11 protein-coding genes are annotated in these 16,679 nt (G+C 73.1%); 7 read left to right on the top strand and 4 right to left on the bottom strand.

Annotation, left to right across the window (positions count from 1 at the left end):
* The first annotated feature begins 24 nt into the window (after positions 1 to 24).
* Positions 25 to 2,532 (top strand): DNA helicase PcrA, encoded by a 2,508-nt coding sequence (gene pcrA / locus AB0G59_RS15985; protein ID WP_360911917.1) that lies wholly within the window; start codon positions 25 to 27, stop codon positions 2,530 to 2,532.
* A gap of 46 nt (positions 2,533 to 2,578) precedes the next feature.
* Here pcrA and AB0G59_RS15980 read toward each other — a convergent pair whose 3' ends face one another.
* The gene (locus AB0G59_RS15980) at positions 2,579 to 4,198 is read right to left on the bottom strand and encodes a peptidoglycan DD-metalloendopeptidase family protein (protein ID WP_360911915.1); all 1,620 of its coding nucleotides are present in this window, start codon (positions 4,196 to 4,198) and stop codon (positions 2,579 to 2,581) included.
* A 230-nt stretch (positions 4,199 to 4,428) separates the two neighbouring features.
* The gene (locus AB0G59_RS15975; RefSeq protein WP_360911913.1) at positions 4,429 to 5,310 is read right to left on the bottom strand and encodes an alpha/beta fold hydrolase; all 882 of its coding nucleotides are present in this window, start codon (positions 5,308 to 5,310) and stop codon (positions 4,429 to 4,431) included.
* A gap of 384 nt (positions 5,311 to 5,694) precedes the next feature.
* Here AB0G59_RS15975 and AB0G59_RS15970 point away from each other — a divergent pair, with 384 nt between their 5' ends.
* Entirely contained in the window at positions 5,695 to 6,108 is a 414-nt protein-coding gene (locus tag AB0G59_RS15970) for a cobalamin B12-binding domain-containing protein (protein WP_071962626.1), read from the top strand.
* 72 nt (positions 6,109 to 6,180) lie between these two features.
* Here the strand turns inward: AB0G59_RS15970 and AB0G59_RS15965 are convergent, their stop codons facing one another.
* Together AB0G59_RS15965 and AB0G59_RS15960 are read right to left on the bottom strand one after the other, a co-directional pair.
* Positions 6,181 to 7,782 carry a DUF5691 domain-containing protein gene (locus tag AB0G59_RS15965; protein WP_360911911.1) on the bottom strand — a complete coding sequence of 534 codons (1,602 nt, stop codon included), beginning with the start codon at positions 7,780 to 7,782 and terminating at the stop codon, positions 6,181 to 6,183.
* Positions 7,783 to 7,852: 70 nt separating this feature from the next.
* Positions 7,853 to 9,256 carry an SWIM zinc finger family protein gene (locus AB0G59_RS15960; protein WP_360911909.1) on the bottom strand — a complete coding sequence of 468 codons (1,404 nt, stop codon included), beginning with the start codon at positions 9,254 to 9,256 and terminating at the stop codon, positions 7,853 to 7,855.
* Positions 9,257 to 9,383: 127 nt separating this feature from the next.
* Here AB0G59_RS15960 and AB0G59_RS15955 point away from each other — a divergent pair, with 127 nt between their 5' ends.
* From AB0G59_RS15955 to sucD, 5 genes are all read left to right on the top strand, one after another.
* Positions 9,384 to 10,484 (top strand): AAA family ATPase, encoded by a 1,101-nt coding sequence (locus tag AB0G59_RS15955; protein WP_360911907.1) that lies wholly within the window; start codon positions 9,384 to 9,386, stop codon positions 10,482 to 10,484.
* Complete coding sequence (locus AB0G59_RS15950; RefSeq protein ID WP_360911905.1) at positions 10,481 to 12,937, top strand: DUF5682 family protein; 2,457 nt, start codon at positions 10,481 to 10,483, stop codon at positions 12,935 to 12,937. Before AB0G59_RS15955 ends, AB0G59_RS15950 begins: the two co-directional genes overlap by 4 nt.
* A complete protein-coding gene (locus tag AB0G59_RS15945) occupies positions 12,934 to 14,139 on the top strand; it encodes a VWA domain-containing protein (RefSeq protein ID WP_360911903.1) in 1,206 nt (401 codons plus the stop codon). The genes AB0G59_RS15950 and AB0G59_RS15945 overlap by 4 nt, the downstream gene beginning before the upstream one ends.
* A 269-nt stretch (positions 14,140 to 14,408) precedes the next feature.
* Positions 14,409 to 15,587 carry an ADP-forming succinate--CoA ligase subunit beta gene (sucC, locus tag AB0G59_RS15940; protein WP_071965120.1) on the top strand — a complete coding sequence of 393 codons (1,179 nt, stop codon included), beginning with the start codon at positions 14,409 to 14,411 and terminating at the stop codon, positions 15,585 to 15,587.
* 20 nt (positions 15,588 to 15,607) lie between these two features.
* Positions 15,608 to 16,492, top strand: a complete 885-nt coding sequence (gene sucD / locus AB0G59_RS15935) for a succinate--CoA ligase subunit alpha (protein WP_360911901.1) — start codon at positions 15,608 to 15,610, stop codon at positions 16,490 to 16,492.
* Positions 16,493 to 16,679 lie beyond the last annotated feature (187 nt).

Below are 16,679 nucleotides of genomic sequence, written 5' to 3'. Positions count from 1 at the left end.
GGGGCGGCCTAGACTCGGGAGGCGATGAGCAGCCTCTTTGACGACAGCTTCCTGGCGGACCTGGCCCCCTCCGACGAGGAGCACCCGCCGCCCCCGGAGGACACGGCCCCGGAGCCGCTGCCGGACGACCTGTTCGGCGGCGCCTTCGACGCGCCCGTGCCGCGCGAGGCGTACTACCGCGACGGCGCCGCCCGCCCCGTCGTGGACCCGGCGGCGCTGCTCGAGGGGATGAACGACCAGCAGCGCGCGGCCGTGGTGCACACGGGCTCGCCGCTGCTGATCGTCGCCGGCGCCGGCTCCGGCAAGACGCGCGTGCTCACCCACCGCATCGCCCACCTGCTGGGCGCGCGCCACGTCCACCCCGGCCAGATCCTCGCGATCACGTTCACCAACAAGGCCGCGGGCGAGATGAAGGAGCGCGTCGAGCAGCTCGTCGGCCCGCGCGCCCACGCGATGTGGGTCATGACCTTCCACAGCGCGTGCGTGCGGATCCTGCGCCGCGAGAGCAAGAAGCTGGGCTTCACGTCCTCCTTCTCGATCTACGACGCGGCCGACTCCAAGCGCCTCATGGCGCTCGTCTGCCGCGACCTCGATCTGGACCCGAAGAAGTTCCCGCCGAAGTCCTTCAGCGCGAAGATCTCCAACCTGAAGAACGAGCTCGTCGACGAGGAGGCCTTCGCCGCGCAGGCCGCGGACGGCTTCGAGAAGACGCTCGCCGAGGCGTACGTCATGTACCAGGCACGGCTGCGCGAGGCCAACGCCCTGGACTTCGACGACATCATCATGACCACCGTCCACCTGCTGCAGGCGTTCCCGGACGTGGCCGAGCACTACCGCCGCCGCTTCCGCCACGTCCTGGTCGACGAGTACCAGGACACCAACCACGCGCAGTACACCCTGGTGCGCGAGCTGGTGGGCACACCCGAGACGGCCGGCGAGGAGGGTGTCGCCGAGCTGTGCGTCGTGGGCGACGCCGACCAGTCGATCTACGCCTTCCGCGGCGCCACCATCCGCAACATCCTCCAGTTCGAGGAGGACTATCCGGACGCCACCACGATCCTGCTGGAGCAGAACTACCGCTCCACGCAGACGATCCTCAGCGCCGCGAACGCCGTCATCGAGCGCAACCAGAACCGCCGGCCGAAGAACCTGTGGACCGACGCCGGCGCGGGCGCGACCATCACCGGCTACGTGGCCGACACCGAGCACGACGAGGCGCAGTTCGTCGCCGACGAGATCGACCGGCTGACCGACTCCGGGGACGCCAAGGCCGGCGACGTCGCCGTCTTCTACCGGACCAACGCCCAGTCCCGTGTCTTCGAAGAGATCTTCATCCGCGTCGGGCTGCCCTACAAGGTCGTCGGCGGCGTGCGCTTCTACGAGCGCAAGGAGGTCCGTGACGTCCTGGCCTACCTGCGGGTGCTCGCCAACCCCGAGGACACCGTGCCCCTGCGGCGCATCCTCAACGTCCCCAAGCGCGGCATCGGTGAGCGCGCAGAGGCCATGATCGACGCGCTCTCGCTGCGCGAGAAGATCAGCTTCCCGCAGGCGCTGCGCCGCGTCGACGAGGCGTACGGCATGGCGGCCCGCTCGGCGAACGCCGTCAAGCGCTTCAACGTGCTGATGGAGGAGCTGCGCACCATCGTCGAGTCGGGGGCCGGGCCCGCGACCGTGCTGGAGGCGGTGCTGGAGCGCACGGGCTATCTGGCCGAGCTGCAGGCGTCGACCGACCCGCAGGACGAGACCCGCGTGGAGAACCTCCAGGAGCTCGCGGCAGTCGCCCTGGAGTTCGAGCAGGAGCGCTCCGCCGAGGGCGCCGAGAGCCCCGGCACGCTGGCCGAGTTCCTGGAGAAGGTGGCGCTGGTCGCCGACTCCGACCAGATCCCCGACGAGGACACCGAGGGCACGGGCGTCATCACGCTGATGACCCTGCACACGGCGAAGGGCCTGGAGTTCCCCTGCGTCTTCCTCACCGGCCTGGAGGACGGCGTCTTCCCGCACATGCGGGCCCTGGGCCAGACGAAGGAGCTCGAGGAGGAGCGGCGCCTGGCCTACGTCGGCATCACGCGCGCCCGCGAGCGGCTGTACCTGACCCGGGCCAGCATGCGCAGCGCATGGGGCCAGCCCTCCTACAACCCGCCGTCGCGGTTCCTGGAGGAGATCCCCGAGCAGTACCTGACCTGGCGCCGTACGGGGCCCGCGACGCCGTCCGCGTCCTCGCTGGGCGCGGGGTCCGGCATCACGTCGGGCTTCTCGTCCGGGTTCTCGTCGTCCTCGTCGTCCTCGTCGTCCTCGTCGTCCCGGAGCCGGGGCGGCGCCAAGGCCGGGCCCAGCGGTTTCGCGACGCGGCGTGCCAAGGACCGGCCCGTGGTGGCGCTGGCCACCGGCGACCGGGTCACGCACGACTCGTTCGGGCTCGGCACGGTCATCGCGGTCAAGGGCAGTGGTGACAACGCCGAGGCCACGGTCGACTTCGGCGGGGAGAAGCCGAAGAGGCTGCTGCTGCGGTACGCGCCGGTCGAGAAGCTGTAACCGCCGGGCGCGGACGGCCGGGCCCGGGCCCGGCCGTCCGGTCAGGTCACGTCGGGTCGAGGCTGTGGCTGCGCAGCCACGGCAGCGGGTCGACGGCCGAGCCGCCGGGCCTGACCTCGAAGTGCAGGTGCGGTCCGGTGGAGTTGCCGGAGTTGCCGGAGTAGGCGATGACGTCGCCGGCCTTGACGGGCCCGGACCGGATCTTGGTGCTGCTGAGGTGGCAGTACCAGGTCTCGGTGCCGTCGGGCGACGTCACTATGGCCATGTTGCCGTAGGCCACGTTGTACTGCGTACGGACGGTGCCGTCGGTGGCGGCCATGACCGGGGTGCCGTAGCTGACGGGGAAGTCGATGCCGGTGTGCACCGACATCCAGTTGATGCCCGCCTGGCCGTACATCGCGCTCAGCCCGTGCTGGGAGACGGGCAGGGAGAACTTGGGCCGCTCGCGCTCCTTGCGCGCGGCCTCCTCCGCCTTGCGCTTGCGCTCCTCGTCCTGGCGCGCCTTGAGGTCGATGCGCTCCTGGGTGCGGTTGGCACGGGAGGCGAAGTCGTCGGCGCCGCGGCTGAGGCTCGCGAGCTGGGTGTCCAGCTTGCTGTTGGCCGCCGAGAGCTTGACGGAGGTGTCGGGCGCGGAGGCGGCGGTGGTGTGCGTGTTCTCCTTCTCGCCGCCGCCCGCCACGACGGACGCCGCCGCGATGCCGGCCACGCCCATGACGGCGACCGAGGGCACGGCGACGGTCAGCAGCGCCTTGCGGCGCGGGCGGTAGCCCGCGCGGGCGGGTGCGCCCTTGCGCCTGCTGGCGCGGGAGCGGTCCGGGGCGTCGTCCTGCCGTGCGGCGCGCGAGGGCGCGGGGGTGATGTCGTCCTCGGCGTCCGGCTCCGGCGGCTCGACGACCATCATGGTGCGCGTCTCGGCGTCGGCGACGGCCCGGGGGCCGGGCACGGCGGCCGTGGGGGCGGAGTCCTTGCCGCCGTCCTGGAGGTCGACGCCCGAGAGGTCGACCATGAGCGTGGGGGCGTGCGTGGCCTGGGGCTCCGGGGCCGGGTCGGCCCCGGTCCGGTGGTTCTCCATCGCCGCGTACGCGCTGGCGTCCCAGGTCTGTGTCTGCTGGGCGCTGAGGTCCCCCGCCCAGGACCCGTCCTGGCCCTGGCCCCCCTGGCCCTGAGCCTGGGCCCAGCCGGAGGTGTCCCAGGACTGCGAGGGGTACTGCTGGCCGGAGGTGTCCCAGGACTGGGAGTGGGCGCCGGTGTCCCACTGGTTGGCCTGGTGGTGACCCGTGTCGTACGACCCCGCCGCGGACCCGGCCGCGCTCCAGGCGCCCGTGTCCCACTGGCCGGAGGTGTCCCACTGCCCGGAGTACTCACCGGTGTGGTGCGCTCCTATGGGGTGCTGACCGGTGCCGTGCGGGGCTGCCTGCCCGCCGAGGTCGTAGCCGCTGAAGTCCCAGGTCTGGGTCTGGCCGGTGACACCCCATTGGCTGGTCGTGTCCCAATGGCCGGAACCGCCTGAAGCGCTGGAAACGTCCCACTGGCCGGAGCTGTAGCCGTCGTACGGGGCGTAGCTCTGGGGACTGCTCTGCTGCTCGTACGAGGGGTAATACCCATAGGAGGCATCGGGAGCGGGAACGGACGGAGCCGGGCCCGCCGACGGGTGACGGTCGTTCACCACCACTTCCATTTCGCCTTGGCAGCAGGAGAATTAGCGGCGACTGTACCCGGCGGTATGCGGCGACGACAATCTTCATCCCGTTTCGGCCGGTCGGGCCCTGGGCATTTAGCCGCCTTTTGGTGGATGGAGCCGTGATGAGTCGACTCGACGTTCGATATTCGTTCGACTTGTTATCGGAAGCTTGACGCGGCGGCGGGACCCTCGGTGGCCGGGCCGTATGCGGGCTATCAGGCGACGGACGCGGCTCCCGCGGCGCCGGCTTGCGCGTCCTCCGTGGTCAGCGCCTGCCGGATGCCCGCGGCCACCTCCGGGTGAACGGGCAGGGCGAGATGGCCCACGCCGCTTACGCGCACATTGCGCGAAATCAGATCAGGGTGATCGATAGCGGCCGTCCCGACGGGCACCATGATCTGATCCAGGTCGCTCCAGAAGGCGATGAAATGCGTCGCGCAATGCGGGGCGGGCTCGGCCAGCTCCGCGATGACATCCGAATCGGGGCGCATCTGCCGAACCAGTGGATGCGCGGACATCAGGGGCGCCACGCGCGTACCGCCGTGCGGCGTACCGAGCGTGACCAGAGTGCGCACGCGGGCGTCGCCGCCGAGCCGCTGGATGTAGTAGCGGGCGATGAGGCCGCCCAGGCTGTGCCCCACCATGTCGACCCGCTCGTGGCCCGTGCGGGCGCAGACCTCCTCGACATGGCGGCCGAGCATGGCGGCCGCGGTGCGGAGGTCGCAGGTCAGGGGGGAGTAGTTGAGGGACCAGACCTGCGGCCAGCCGTGCCGGCGCAGCGAGCGGCGCAGCAGCATGAAGACCGAGCGGTTGTCGATGAAGCCGTGGAGGAGGAGCACGGGCGCGTGCGCCGAGGGCGTCCCGGCGCCCGGGTCCGCCGGCTCGGCCAGCGCCTGGGACGCGGCCGGCACGGGCGGGCCGGCCGGGGCGGCGGGCACGGGCGGCGGCCTGCGCTCCTGCGCCACGCCGATGGGGTACATCAGTACGTGCGCGGCGAAGATCGTCAGCTCCAGCACCGTGGAGCGCACGAGCGCCGCCGACGGACGCACAAGAGCACAAGGGCGCAGAAGGATATGGAGAAAGGGCAGAGCCCCCATGGCCGACCGACCTCCCGAACAGCACACAGAAGGCGACCCTCTCCCCCGTGCGCCCTCCTGGGCAGCTGTGCGCTGCCTGCCGGCACCGCTGCGCCGCGCGGCTGACGGCACAGGGCGCGGCGGCCTCGTCGCGGCTCCCCTCGCGACCGCTCCCGGCCCGGTCGCCCGGGGTCCGAGCGGGCGGGTGTGGCCCGTGAGACGCGGGGTGTGAAAGCGGTGCGTAGCGAACGTGTAGTCCCACGTGTGATTTCCCCCTCGCTCTCCACCGCGAAACGGCCGCTTGCGGGATGCTGGAGATAACGTTCGTTCACCTCCCCGGCCCTGTGGGCAGGGGAACCTCGCGGCCGGTTGACGGCACGTACTTGCACGTACATGGAGGCAGTGATGGGAGTGACCGGTCCGATCCGCGTGGTGGTGGCCAAGCCGGGGCTCGACGGCCATGATCGCGGCGCCAAGGTCATCGCACGTGCGCTGCGCGACGCCGGCATGGAGGTCATCTACACCGGCCTCCACCAGACGCCCGAGCAGATCGTCGACACCGCGATCCAGGAGGACGCCGACGCGATCGGCCTCTCCATCCTCTCGGGCGCGCACAACACTCTCTTCGCCAAGGTGATAGAGCTCCTGAAGGAGCGTGACGCGGCGGACATCAAGGTCTTCGGCGGCGGCATCATCCCCGAGGCGGACATCCCCCTGCTCAAGGAGCAGGGCGTCGCGGAGATCTTCACCCCGGGCGCGACGACGACGTCGATCGTGGCCTGGGTCAACGCCAACGTCCGCCAGCCGGCAGGCGCGTAGCCGTACCACGACCGGCGGCACCGGGGCACCGGTGCCGGGCCGGTGGGTCGCGGGGCGGCGGGGCGCGCGGGCCTATGCGGTCCCCGCGAGCTCCGCTCGCATCGTGGCGCGCAGACGCAGCGTTCCTATGAGGCGTTGGAAGGCCTCCGTCCAGTAGTCGGCCGCGCCCGTGGACGGTGCCGGGACGGTCGCCGCCTCCTCGGGGGCAGCCGTGAGGGCCGCCAGGTGGTCGGCCTGGTCCGGGTCCAGGCAGCGCTCGGCCAGGCCCATCACGCCGCTGAAGCTCCATGGGTAGCCGCCCGCGTCCCGGGCGCTGTCCAGGGCGTCCACCACCGCCCTCCCCAGTGGCTCCGCCCAGGGCACCGCGCACACCCCGAGCAGCCGGAACGCCTCCGACAGCCCGTGGACGGCGATGAACTCCGCGACCCACTCGGCCCGTTCCACCGGCGGCAGCGCGGACAGCAGCTTCGCCGGGTCCAGCCAGGACGAGCCCGCCGGCGCGGGCGGCGTGGCCGCCGGGCCCAGCAGGGCGCGTGACCACTCCGCGTCCCCCTGCCGCACGGCCGCCCGGCACCATGCGGCGTGCAGGTCGGGCTGCCAGCCGTCGGCGACCGGCAGCGCCACCGCCTCGGCCGCGCTGCCCACCCCGAACCGTTCGCACCAGATCGCCAGCGGCGCCGCCTCCACCAATTGGCTCAGCCACCACGACCGCTCACCCCGCCCGGACGGCGGCTTGGCCACGACGCCGTCCCGCTCCATCCCGCTGTCGCACTCGGGCGGCGCCTCGACCACGATGCGCGGCCCGGCACCGGTGGTGCGGTCCAGGGCGACGCAGCCACGGGCGCGCTCGGCCATCCGTGCCGCGAGCGCGGAACCGGGCAGGGTGGACAGCAGCTCGGCCGCCGTGGCGCGGACGTTACGGCTCCGGTCCGACAGGGCCTGCTCGAGGAACGGCTCGTCGGTGCCGGAGAGCCCCTCCCGCAGGGAGTCCAGGAACATCAGCCGGTCCTCCGCCCGCTCCTTCCCCCAGGTCGAGGCCAGCAACTCCCGCGCGGCCGCCGGATCACGGCGCCGCAACGCCGCCAGCAGCGCGACCCGCTCGGCGAACAGCCCCTCCTGCCAGGCCCGCTCCCCGGCACCGTCACCGCTCGCGGGGGCGGTCGTCGCGGCCGGCGCCGCGTTCCCGCGCAGCGCGTACTTCCACTGCGGGTTGAGCCGGGCCAGCCACAGCGCCCGGGGCCCGCCCAGAGCCAGCGCCTCCGGGCGCAGGTCGCTGCGGGCCCGGGCCGCCTCCAGCAGCGCGGGCAACAGCGCCGCCGGGACGCGGTAGCCGTGGCCATTGGCGGCCGCCAGCCACTGGGGCAGCAGCTCGGTGAGGTCCGGGGCGCCGCCCCGGCGCCCCCCGCCGCCGGGGCCCGCGCGGTCGGCGAGCAGCAGCGCCAGCCGCCGCCGCGCCGCCTCCGGCAGCGCCGGCCGCTCGTCCTGCGGCGCCGCCCCGGGCCGCGCCCGCGCCGCGACCGGCAACAGCGCGGCCCGCCGCTGCACGGTCCGTACCGCGGCCGCGTCCAGCAGCGCGGCGGCGGCCTCCTGCCCGGGCTCCTGCCGCACGGGCACGGTGCGCCGCTCGGTGCCGAGCAGCGCGGTGGTGACGAGCTCGTCCCACGTACTGGTCATCTGCTTGCCCTTCCCTGAGTGCGGCCCGCCCCGCTGGGGGCGGATGAATCCCTGCCGGAACGGGCGGCCGTCACAGCGCCACCACGTCCGGATCCCATGTCGCCAGCGGAGTGAAGCCCCGGTGGCCGCACTCGCCGAAGACCCGTACCGGCGCACCGCCGGATATCGCCGCGAGCCGCCACAACCCCGTACTGTCGCCGTCGCACCGGGGATCGACCGGAAGCGCCGACTCGCCCTCCGCGTCCGCCACTTGCCACCCGCGCCCGTCCGCGCCCGGCACCGGGACCACGGCCGACAGCACCACCGGCCACGCCTCCAGCCAGGGATCGTCCCGCAGGGCCTCGCCGTAGGCGTGCAGAGCGGCGGTCGTGTCGCCGCCCGGCGGCGGCTCGGGGCAGGGCGCCGGAGCCGCGTGGCGGGTGCCCAGCACCGCGCGCAGGGGCCGCGCCGAAGGATGGAACACGAGATCGGCGTCCAGGGCGAGGCCCACGGGAAGGGACAGCTCGGGCACGCGGCCGGCAGCGCCATAAGAGAGGACAACGGCCATGCGGCCCGTACGGCGGCCGTGGAGCCAGATGCGGCGGGTGACCAGGCGGCCGTCGTCGCTGTCCCGCTGGGCCAGGACCAGCCAGTGGTCCCGGACGGGCGTCGCCGAGGCCAGCAGCGCCGACGCGTCGGAGGTGATGCCGACGCGCGAGCGGACCGTGGCGGCCAGCGGCTCCGGCAGCCGCTCCACCCGCAGATACCCCTGATTGAGCGTGTGCAGCAGGGCGCACTCCTCCAGGAGCCGGGACGCCCACGCGGCCCCCGCCCCGGCGCCGGTCGCCGACGCCAACTCCCGTACCCGCGAGGCGAGGCCGGGCGCCTGGGCGTCGACCATGCGGGCCGCCGTCTCGTCCCACTGCCCGTACCCCGCGCCCTCGACCGACGCGAGACCGCCCCGCAGCAGATCGGCCAGCCGCTGCTCCAACTCCGCGGCGCCCGCGGCGATCCGCTGCGCCCGCCGCTCGGCGCGCCGCCGCGCCGCCTCCGCGCCCGCCGCCGACCGCGCCGGGCCGGCCTCGGCCCCCGGCTCCGCGGCCCGCCCGGCACGCTGCCGCCGCCGGGCCAGCCACTGCCCCGCCCAGTCGGGCGGCTCCGCGGCCGAGGACGGCACGGCCCCCTCGCCCTCGGCCCAGAGCAACAGCAGGCCCAGCGCGTGCTTGCACGGGAACTTGCGGCTCGGGCAGCTGCAGTGGAAGCCCGGCCCGCCCTGCCCCGACAGGTCCACGACCGTGCGGTACGGCTTGCTTCCGCTGCCCGCGCACTCCCCCCAGACCGCGCCCGCGCCCCCGCCCCCGGGCGTCCCCCCGTCCGTGCCCGCGCCCGACCACGGGCCGGGCGCCGCGAGCTTGGCGCCCGCCTTGCGTGATGCGGCGTCAGGAGCCAGCGCGAGCACCTGTTCCGCCGTCCAGCGTTCCCCCTGCGGATTCATGCCACCGAAGGTAGGGCCCGCCACTGACAATCGCTCTGACCAGCGGTTTTATCGCGCCGAGGTCGATTGTCAGTGGCGTGGTGCAGGGTGGTCGACGTATCCCGGAAGCGCACGACGAGGGGGACTTGTGACCGTGCCCGGAATTGAGACCGAAGCCCTGCGACCGCATGCGGAGGACGCCTTCGCCGACGAGCTGAAGGCCCTCGCGGCGGCCGACGACCGCCCCAGGCCCGAGCGTTGGCGCCTGTCGCCGTGGGCCGTCGCCACCTACCTGCTCGGCGGCACGCTGCCCGACGGCACCGTGATCACGCCCAAGTACGTCGGCCCGCGCAGAGTCGTCGAGGTCGCCGTCACCACGCTCGCCACCGACCGCGCCCTGCTCCTGCTCGGCGTGCCCGGCACGGCCAAGACCTGGGTGTCCGAGCACCTGGCCGCCGCCGTCAGCGGCGACTCCACGCTGCTCGTCCAGGGCACGGCCGGCACCGCCGAGGAAGCCATCCGCTACGGCTGGAACTACGCCCGCCTCCTCGCCCACGGCCCCAGCCGCGAAGCACTCGTGCCGAGCCCCGTCATGCGGGCCATGGCCGAGGGCATGACCGCGCGCGTCGAGGAACTGACCCGTATCCCGGCCGACGTCCAGGACACCCTCATCACCGTCCTGTCCGAGAAGACCCTGCCCATTCCCGAGCTGGGGGAGGAGGTGCAGGCCGTCCGCGGGTTCAACCTGATCGCCACGGCCAACGACCGCGACCGCGGGGTCAACGAGCTCTCCAGCGCCCTGCGCCGTCGCTTCAACACGGTCGTCCTGCCCCTGCCCGCCACGGCCGACGCCGAGGTCGACATCGTCGCCCGCCGCGTCGACCAGCTCGGCCGCTCCCTCGACCTGCCCGCCGCGCCCGACGGGAGCGACGAGATCCGCCGCGTCGTCACCGTCTTCCGTGAGCTCCGCGAGGGGGTCACCACCGACGGCCGTACGAAGCTGAAGTCGCCCTCGGGCACGCTCTCCACCGCCGAGGCGATCTCCGTCGTCACCGGAGGCCTGGCGCTGGCCGCCCACTTCGGCGACGGCGTGCTGCGCGCCGGGGACGTGGCCGCCGGCATCCTCGGCGCCGTGGTCCGCGACCCGGCGGCCGACCGGCTCGTCTGGCAGGAGTACCTCGAGACCGTCGTCCGCGAGCGCGACGGCTGGAAGGACTTCTACCGGGCATGCCGAGAGGTCTCGGCATGAGCACCGCCGCCGCCCCGGTGCTGCTGGGGGTGCGCCACCACGGCCCGGGCTCGGCGCGGGCCGTCCGGGCGGCGCTCGACCAGTGCCGGCCGAGCGCCGTGCTGATCGAGGGCCCGCCCGAGGCGGACGCGCTCGTCCACCTCGCCGCCGAGGAGGACATGCGCCCGCCCGTCGCCCTCCTCGCCCACGCCGCCGACGACCCCGGGCGGGCCGCGTTCTGGCCGTTCGCCGAGTTCTCGCCGGAATGGGCGGCCATGCGCTGGGCCCTGGCCCATGACGTGCCGGTGCGCTTCATCGACCTGCCGGCGGCCCACTCGCTCGCCCTGAGCGGGCGCGGCCCGGCCGCCCCCGAGCCGTCGCCCGACACCAAGACCGACGCCGAATCCGACACCCGCGCCGAAGCCGGGGCCGACGCCACGACGGTGCCGTCGGTGTCGCGGCTGGATCCGTTGGCCGCGCTGGCCGGCGTCGCCGGGTACGACGATCCCGAGCTGTGGTGGGAGGACGCCGTCGAACACCGCCGTGGCGGTGGCCCCGGGGGCGGTGACGCGCTCGCGCCGTTCCAGGCCATCGCCGAGGCCATGGCCGAGCTGAGGGCCACCTTCGGCGAGGACGACGCCGACGGCGACGGCGGCGATGGCGGTGCGAGCGCCGAGGGCGCCGGCGCCCGGGACGCCGTGCGCGAAGCGCACATGCGGCTCAAACTCCGCCAGGCGCGGCGGGAGTTCGGGGACGCGGTCGCCGTCGTCTGCGGCGCCTGGCACGTACCCGCGCTCGCCGCCAAGCGGACCGTCACCGCAGACCGGCAGGCACTCAAGGGGCTGCCCAAGGTCAAGGCCGAGATCGGCTGGGTGCCGTGGACCCACCGCAGGCTGGCGCGGCACAGCGGCTACGGCGCCGGGATCACCTCGCCCGGCTGGTACGGGCACCTCTTCCACGCCCCCGACCGGCCCGTCGAGCGCTGGATGACCACCGTCGCGAGACTGCTGCGCGACGAGGACCACCCCGTCTCCTCCGCCCACGTCATCGAGGCCGTGCGGCTGGCCGACACCCTCGCCACGCTGCGCGGGCGGCCGCTCGCCGGGCTCACCGAGACCACCGACGCGATCCGCGCCGTGATGTGCGAGGGCTCGGACGTGCCCCTCGCGCTCGTCCGGGACCGGCTCGTGATCGGCGACGTGCTGGGCGAGGTCCCCGACTCCGCGCCCGCCTCGCCCCTGCGGCGCGACCTGACGCGCCTCCAGCGCAGCCTGCGCCTCAAGCCCGAAGCGGCCTGGCGCGACTGGGAGTTCGATCTGCGCAAGGACACGGACGCGGCGCGCAGCCGGTTGCTGCACCGGCTGGGGCTGCTCGGCGTCGGCTGGGGCGAGCCGACGCGCGCGCGGAGCGGTCTCGGTACGTTCCGTGAGACCTGGCGGCTGTGCTGGGAGCCCGAACTGGCCGTGCGGCTCGCCGAAGCCGGGGTGTGGGGCACCACCGTGGAGAGCGCGGCGACCGCCAGGTCCGAGGCCCTGGCCCGGGAGGCCACCGCCCTCGCCGACGTCACCACCCTGGCCGAACGGTGCCTGCTCGCCGGCCTGTCCGATGCCCTGCCCGTCGTCATGAACGCCCTCTCCGAGCGGGCGGCCCTCGACACGGACGTCGGACACCTGGCCCAGGCCCTGCCCGCCCTCGTCCGCTCCGTGCGCTACGGCGACGTCCGCCGCACGGACACCGCCGCACTCGGCGAGGTGGCCGCAGGGCTGGCCGAACGCGTCTTCGTCGGACTGCCCGCCGCCTGCGCGGGGCTCGACACGGACGCCGCCACGGAAATGCGGGGCCATGTGGACGCCGTCCACCAGGCCGTCGGCCTCCTGGCCGAGTCGGACCAGCCGGCCCGGCCCGCCGAGTCCACTGAGCCCGGTGAGCCCGCCGAGCCCGGCATGCGCGAGCGGTGGGCCGCCGTGCTCAAGGTGCTGGCCGGTCGGGAAGGGCTGCCCGGAGGGATACGCGGCCGGGCGGCCCGGCTGCTGCTCGACGACGGGCGGCTGCCCGAGGAGGAGGCGGCGCGGCTCATGGCGCGCGCGCTCTCGCCCGGCACGGCACCGGCCGAGGCGGCCTCCTGGATCGAAGGGTTCGTCGGCAGCGGCGGATCCGGCGGCATGCTCCTGGTCCACGACGAACGCCTCCTCGCCCTCGTCGACGCCTGGCTCACCGGCGTCCCGCCGGAGGCCTTCACGGGCGTACTGCCGCTGCTGCGCCGCACCTTCTCCGCGTTCGAGCCGGGGGTGCGCCGCACGCTCGGCGAACAGATCCGCCGGGGCCCGGCCGGCGAGGGCCCGGGCGGGACGACGGCGGGGGAGAAGGGCATACCCGGCTTCGGCCCGGCCCTCGACGAGGAGCGGGCACGGGCCGTACTGCCGACGATGCGCCTGCTGCTGGGCACGGCACCGACTGGGGGAGCGGAACGATGACCACAGGAACGATCACGAATGCGGCCGGGCACGCCGGCACCGACGCCGCCGAGCGGCTGCGGCGCTGGCGGCTCGTGCTGGGCGGCGAGGGCGACGGCGGTGACGGCACCGGGTGCGCGCTCGCCGGGAGCGACGCCGCCATGGACCGGACGCTGGAGGCGCTCTACGGCGGCCGCCCCGACGCGGGCCGCGAGCGGGCCGGCGGGCCGCGCGAGGCCGGGCTCGGCGGGTCGGCGCCGCGGGTCGCACGCTGGTTGGGGGACATCCGCACGTACTTCCCGGCTTCCGTCGTTCAGGTGATGCAGCGCGACGCCATCGACCGGCTCGGCCTGTCCGCACTGCTGCTGGAGCCGGAGATGCTGGAAGCCGTCGAGGCGGACGTCCATCTCGTCGGCACCCTGCTGTCCCTCAACAAGGCGATGCCCGAGACCACGAAGGAGACCGCCCGCGCCGTCGTCCGCAAGGTCGTCCAGGAGCTGGAGAAACGGCTGACGACCCGCACCCGCGCCACGCTCAACGGCGCCCTCGACCGTTCCGCGCGCGTCAGCCGGCCCCGGCACCGCGACATCGACTGGGACCGCACCATTCGGGCCAATCTCAAGAACTATCTGCCCGAGTACCGCACGGTCGTCCCGGAGCGCCTCGTCGGTTACGGCCGGGCTTCGCAGTCGGTGAAGAAGGAGGTCATCCTCTGCATCGACCAGTCCGGCTCGATGGCCCCCTCCGTCGTCTACGCCTCCGTCTTCGGCGCGGTCCTCGCCTCGATGCGGGCCCTCGACACCCGCCTCGTCGTCTTCGACACCGCCGTCGTGGACCTCACCGAGCAGCTCGCCGACCCCGTGGACGTGCTCTTCGGCACCCAGCTCGGCGGCGGCACGGACATCAACCGCGCGCTCGCCTACTGTCAGTCACGGATCACCCGACCGGCCGAGACCGTCGTCGTCCTCATCAGTGATCTCTACGAGGGCGGGATCCGCGACGAAATGCTCAAACGGGTGGCGGCGATGAAGGCGTCCGGTGTCCAGTTCGTCACACTTCTCGCGCTCTCCGACGAGGGCGCGCCCGCCTACGACCGGGACCACGCCGCCGCGCTCGCGGCCCTCGGCGCCCCCGCCTTCGCCTGTACGCCCGACCTCTTCCCGGACGTCATGGCGGCGGCCCTGGAGAAGCGCCCGCTGCCGATACCGGACACGGCGGCGTGAGCCCGGCGGGCGAAAGCGCTGCGGCTGCGGTGGCCCCGTTGTATACCCGAAATGCGTACGGCGTCGTCGCGATCTGTGAGCGTAATCACGGCCCGAGTGTGACCTGCGATTTAGGGAGCCCCCGCCCTCGGGGATAACCTGCGAGACGGACATGCCGCGTCAACGGTGAACGTGTGCCGCCCTCGTAAAAGATCGCGTCGTCACGCTGCCCTGCGGCACGCCCGCGCAGACAACGAACCGCGATATCCATGGAAAAGGGACGGACGCGCGTGGACCTGTTCGAGTACCAGGCGAGGGACCTCTTCGCCAAGCACGGTGTACCGGTGCTGGCCGGTGAAGTCATCGACACGCCTGAGGCGGCGCGCGCGGCGACTGAGCGCCTTGGCGGCAAGTCGGTCGTCAAGGCGCAGGTGAAGGTCGGTGGCCGCGGCAAGGCCGGCGGCGTGAAGCTGGCCGCCACGCCGGACGAGGCCGTCGCTCGCGCGACGGACATCCTCGGCATGGACATCAAGGGCCACACGGTCCACAAGGTGATGATCGCCGAGACGGCCCCCGAGATCCTCGAGGAGTACTACGTCTCGTACCTCCTCGACCGCACCAACCGCACCTTCCTGGCCATGGCCTCGGTCGCGGGCGGCATGGACATCGAGGAGGTCGCCGCGACGACCCCCGAGAAGCTCGCCAAGGTGCCGGTCGACGCCAACAACGGCGTCACGATCGAGAAGGCCCGCGAGATCGTCGCCCAGGCGAAGTTCCCGGCCGAGGTCGCCGAGAAGGTCGCCGAGGTCATGGTGACCCTGTGGAAGACCTTCGTCGCCGAGGACGCGCTCCTCGTCGAGGTCAACCCGCTGGCCAAGGTCGCGAGCGGCGACGTCATCGCCCTCGACGGCAAGGTCTCGCTCGACGAGAACGCCGACTTCCGCCAGCCGGAGCACGAGGCGCTCGAGGACAAGGCCGCGGCCAACCCCCTCGAGGCGGCCGCCAAGGCCAAGGGCCTGAACTACGTCAAGCTCGACGGCCAGGTCGGCATCATCGGCAACGGCGCGGGTCTCGTCATGAGCACCCTGGACGTCGTCGCGTACGCCGGTGAGAACCACGGCAACGTCAAGCCGGCGAACTTCCTCGACATCGGCGGCGGCGCCTCCGCCGAGGTCATGGCGAACGGTCTCGAGATCATCCTCGGCGACCCGGACGTCAAGTCCGTCTTCGTCAACGTCTTCGGTGGCATCACCGCGTGCGACGAGGTCGCCAAGGGCATCGTCCAGGCCCTGGAGCTGCTCAAGGCCAAGGGCGAGGACGTCACCAAGCCGCTGGTCGTGCGCCTCGACGGCAACAACGCGGAGCTGGGTCGCAAGATCCTGTCCGACGCCAACCACCCGCTGGTCCAGCGCGTGGACACCATGGACGGCGCGGCCGACAAGGCCGCCGAGCTGGCTGCGGCTAAGTAAGGGACGAGGACTCCACAACCATGGCTATCTTCCTCACCAAGGACAGCAAGGTCATCGTCCAGGGGATGACCGGCGCCACGGGCATGAAGCACACCAAGCTCATGCTGGCCGACGGCACCAACATCGTCGGTGGCGTGAACCCGCGCAAGGCCGGCACGAGCGTCGACTTCGACGGCACCCAGGTGCCCGTCTTCGGCTCCGTCGCCGAGGCGATGGAGAAGACCGGTGCCGACGTCACCGTCGTCTTCGTGCCGCCGGCGTTCGCCAAGGCCGCCGTGGTCGAGGCGATCGACGCCGAGATCGGCCTGGCCGTCGTGATCACCGAGGGCATCGCCGTCCACGACTCCGCCGCCTTCTGGGCGTACGCGGGCTCGAAGGGCAACAAGACCCGCATCATCGGCCCGAACTGCCCCGGTCTCATCACCCCGGGCCAGTCCAACGCCGGCATCATCCCGGGCGACATCACCAAGCCCGGCCGCATCGGTCTCGTGTCGAAGTCCGGCACGCTGACCTACCAGATGATGTACGAGCTCCGTGACATCGGCTTCTCCTCCGCCGTCGGCATCGGTGGCGACCCGGTCATCGGCACCACGCACATCGACGCGCTCGCCGCGTTCGAGGCCGACCCCGAGACCGACCTGATCGTCATGATCGGCGAGATCGGTGGCGACGCCGAGGAGCGGGCCGCGGACTTCATCAAGGCCAACGTCACCAAGCCGGTCGTCGGCTACGTGGCCGGTTTCACCGCGCCCGAGGGCAAGACGATGGGCCACGCCGGTGCGATCGTGTCCGGTTCGTCCGGCACCGCGCAGGCGAAGAAGGAGGCCCTCGAGGCCGCGGGCGTGAAGGTCGGCAAGACCCCGTCCGAGACGGCTCGCCTGGCGCGCGCCGCGCTGGCCGGCTGACGCCGAGGCCGTAGCGACATCGGAGGCCGGCCGCGGCGGACGCCGCGGCCCCGCTTCCAGGGTGTGGGCCCGTCCCCCTCGAGGGGGACGGGCCCACACCCATATGCCCCGCCAAAACGTTCAAATGCAAATTTGAGTCCCAACAACCGACAAAACCGGGAAATGAGAGCGAAACGCAAGAAAACCG

Origin of the sequence: Streptomyces sp. NPDC021096 (assembly GCF_040641275.1) — a bacterium.
Classification (GTDB): domain Bacteria; phylum Actinomycetota; class Actinomycetes; order Streptomycetales; family Streptomycetaceae; genus Streptomyces.
Note: the sequence above shows the minus strand (reverse complement) of the source record. Positions and strands in the feature narration are given on the sequence as shown.

What these genes read in the sequence shown, in the direction of transcription:
- AB0G59_RS15960 (WP_360911909.1), bottom strand. Translation starts at nt 9,256, where the DNA reads ATGAATCCGCAGGGGGAACGCTGGACGGCGGAACAGGTGCTCGCGCTG.
- AB0G59_RS15970 (WP_071962626.1), top strand. Translation starts at nt 5,695, where the DNA reads ATGGGAGTGACCGGTCCGATCCGCGTGGTGGTGGCCAAGCCGGGGCTC.
- AB0G59_RS15965 (WP_360911911.1), bottom strand. Translation starts at nt 7,782, where the DNA reads ATGACCAGTACGTGGGACGAGCTCGTCACCACCGCGCTGCTCGGCACC.
- sucD (WP_360911901.1), top strand. Translation starts at nt 15,608, where the DNA reads ATGGCTATCTTCCTCACCAAGGACAGCAAGGTCATCGTCCAGGGGATG.
- AB0G59_RS15950 (WP_360911905.1), top strand. Translation starts at nt 10,481, where the DNA reads ATGAGCACCGCCGCCGCCCCGGTGCTGCTGGGGGTGCGCCACCACGGC.
- AB0G59_RS15945 (WP_360911903.1), top strand. Translation starts at nt 12,934, where the DNA reads ATGACCACAGGAACGATCACGAATGCGGCCGGGCACGCCGGCACCGAC.
- AB0G59_RS15975 (WP_360911913.1), bottom strand. Translation starts at nt 5,310, where the DNA reads ATGGGGGCTCTGCCCTTTCTCCATATCCTTCTGCGCCCTTGTGCTCTT.
- pcrA (WP_360911917.1), top strand. Translation starts at nt 25, where the DNA reads ATGAGCAGCCTCTTTGACGACAGCTTCCTGGCGGACCTGGCCCCCTCC.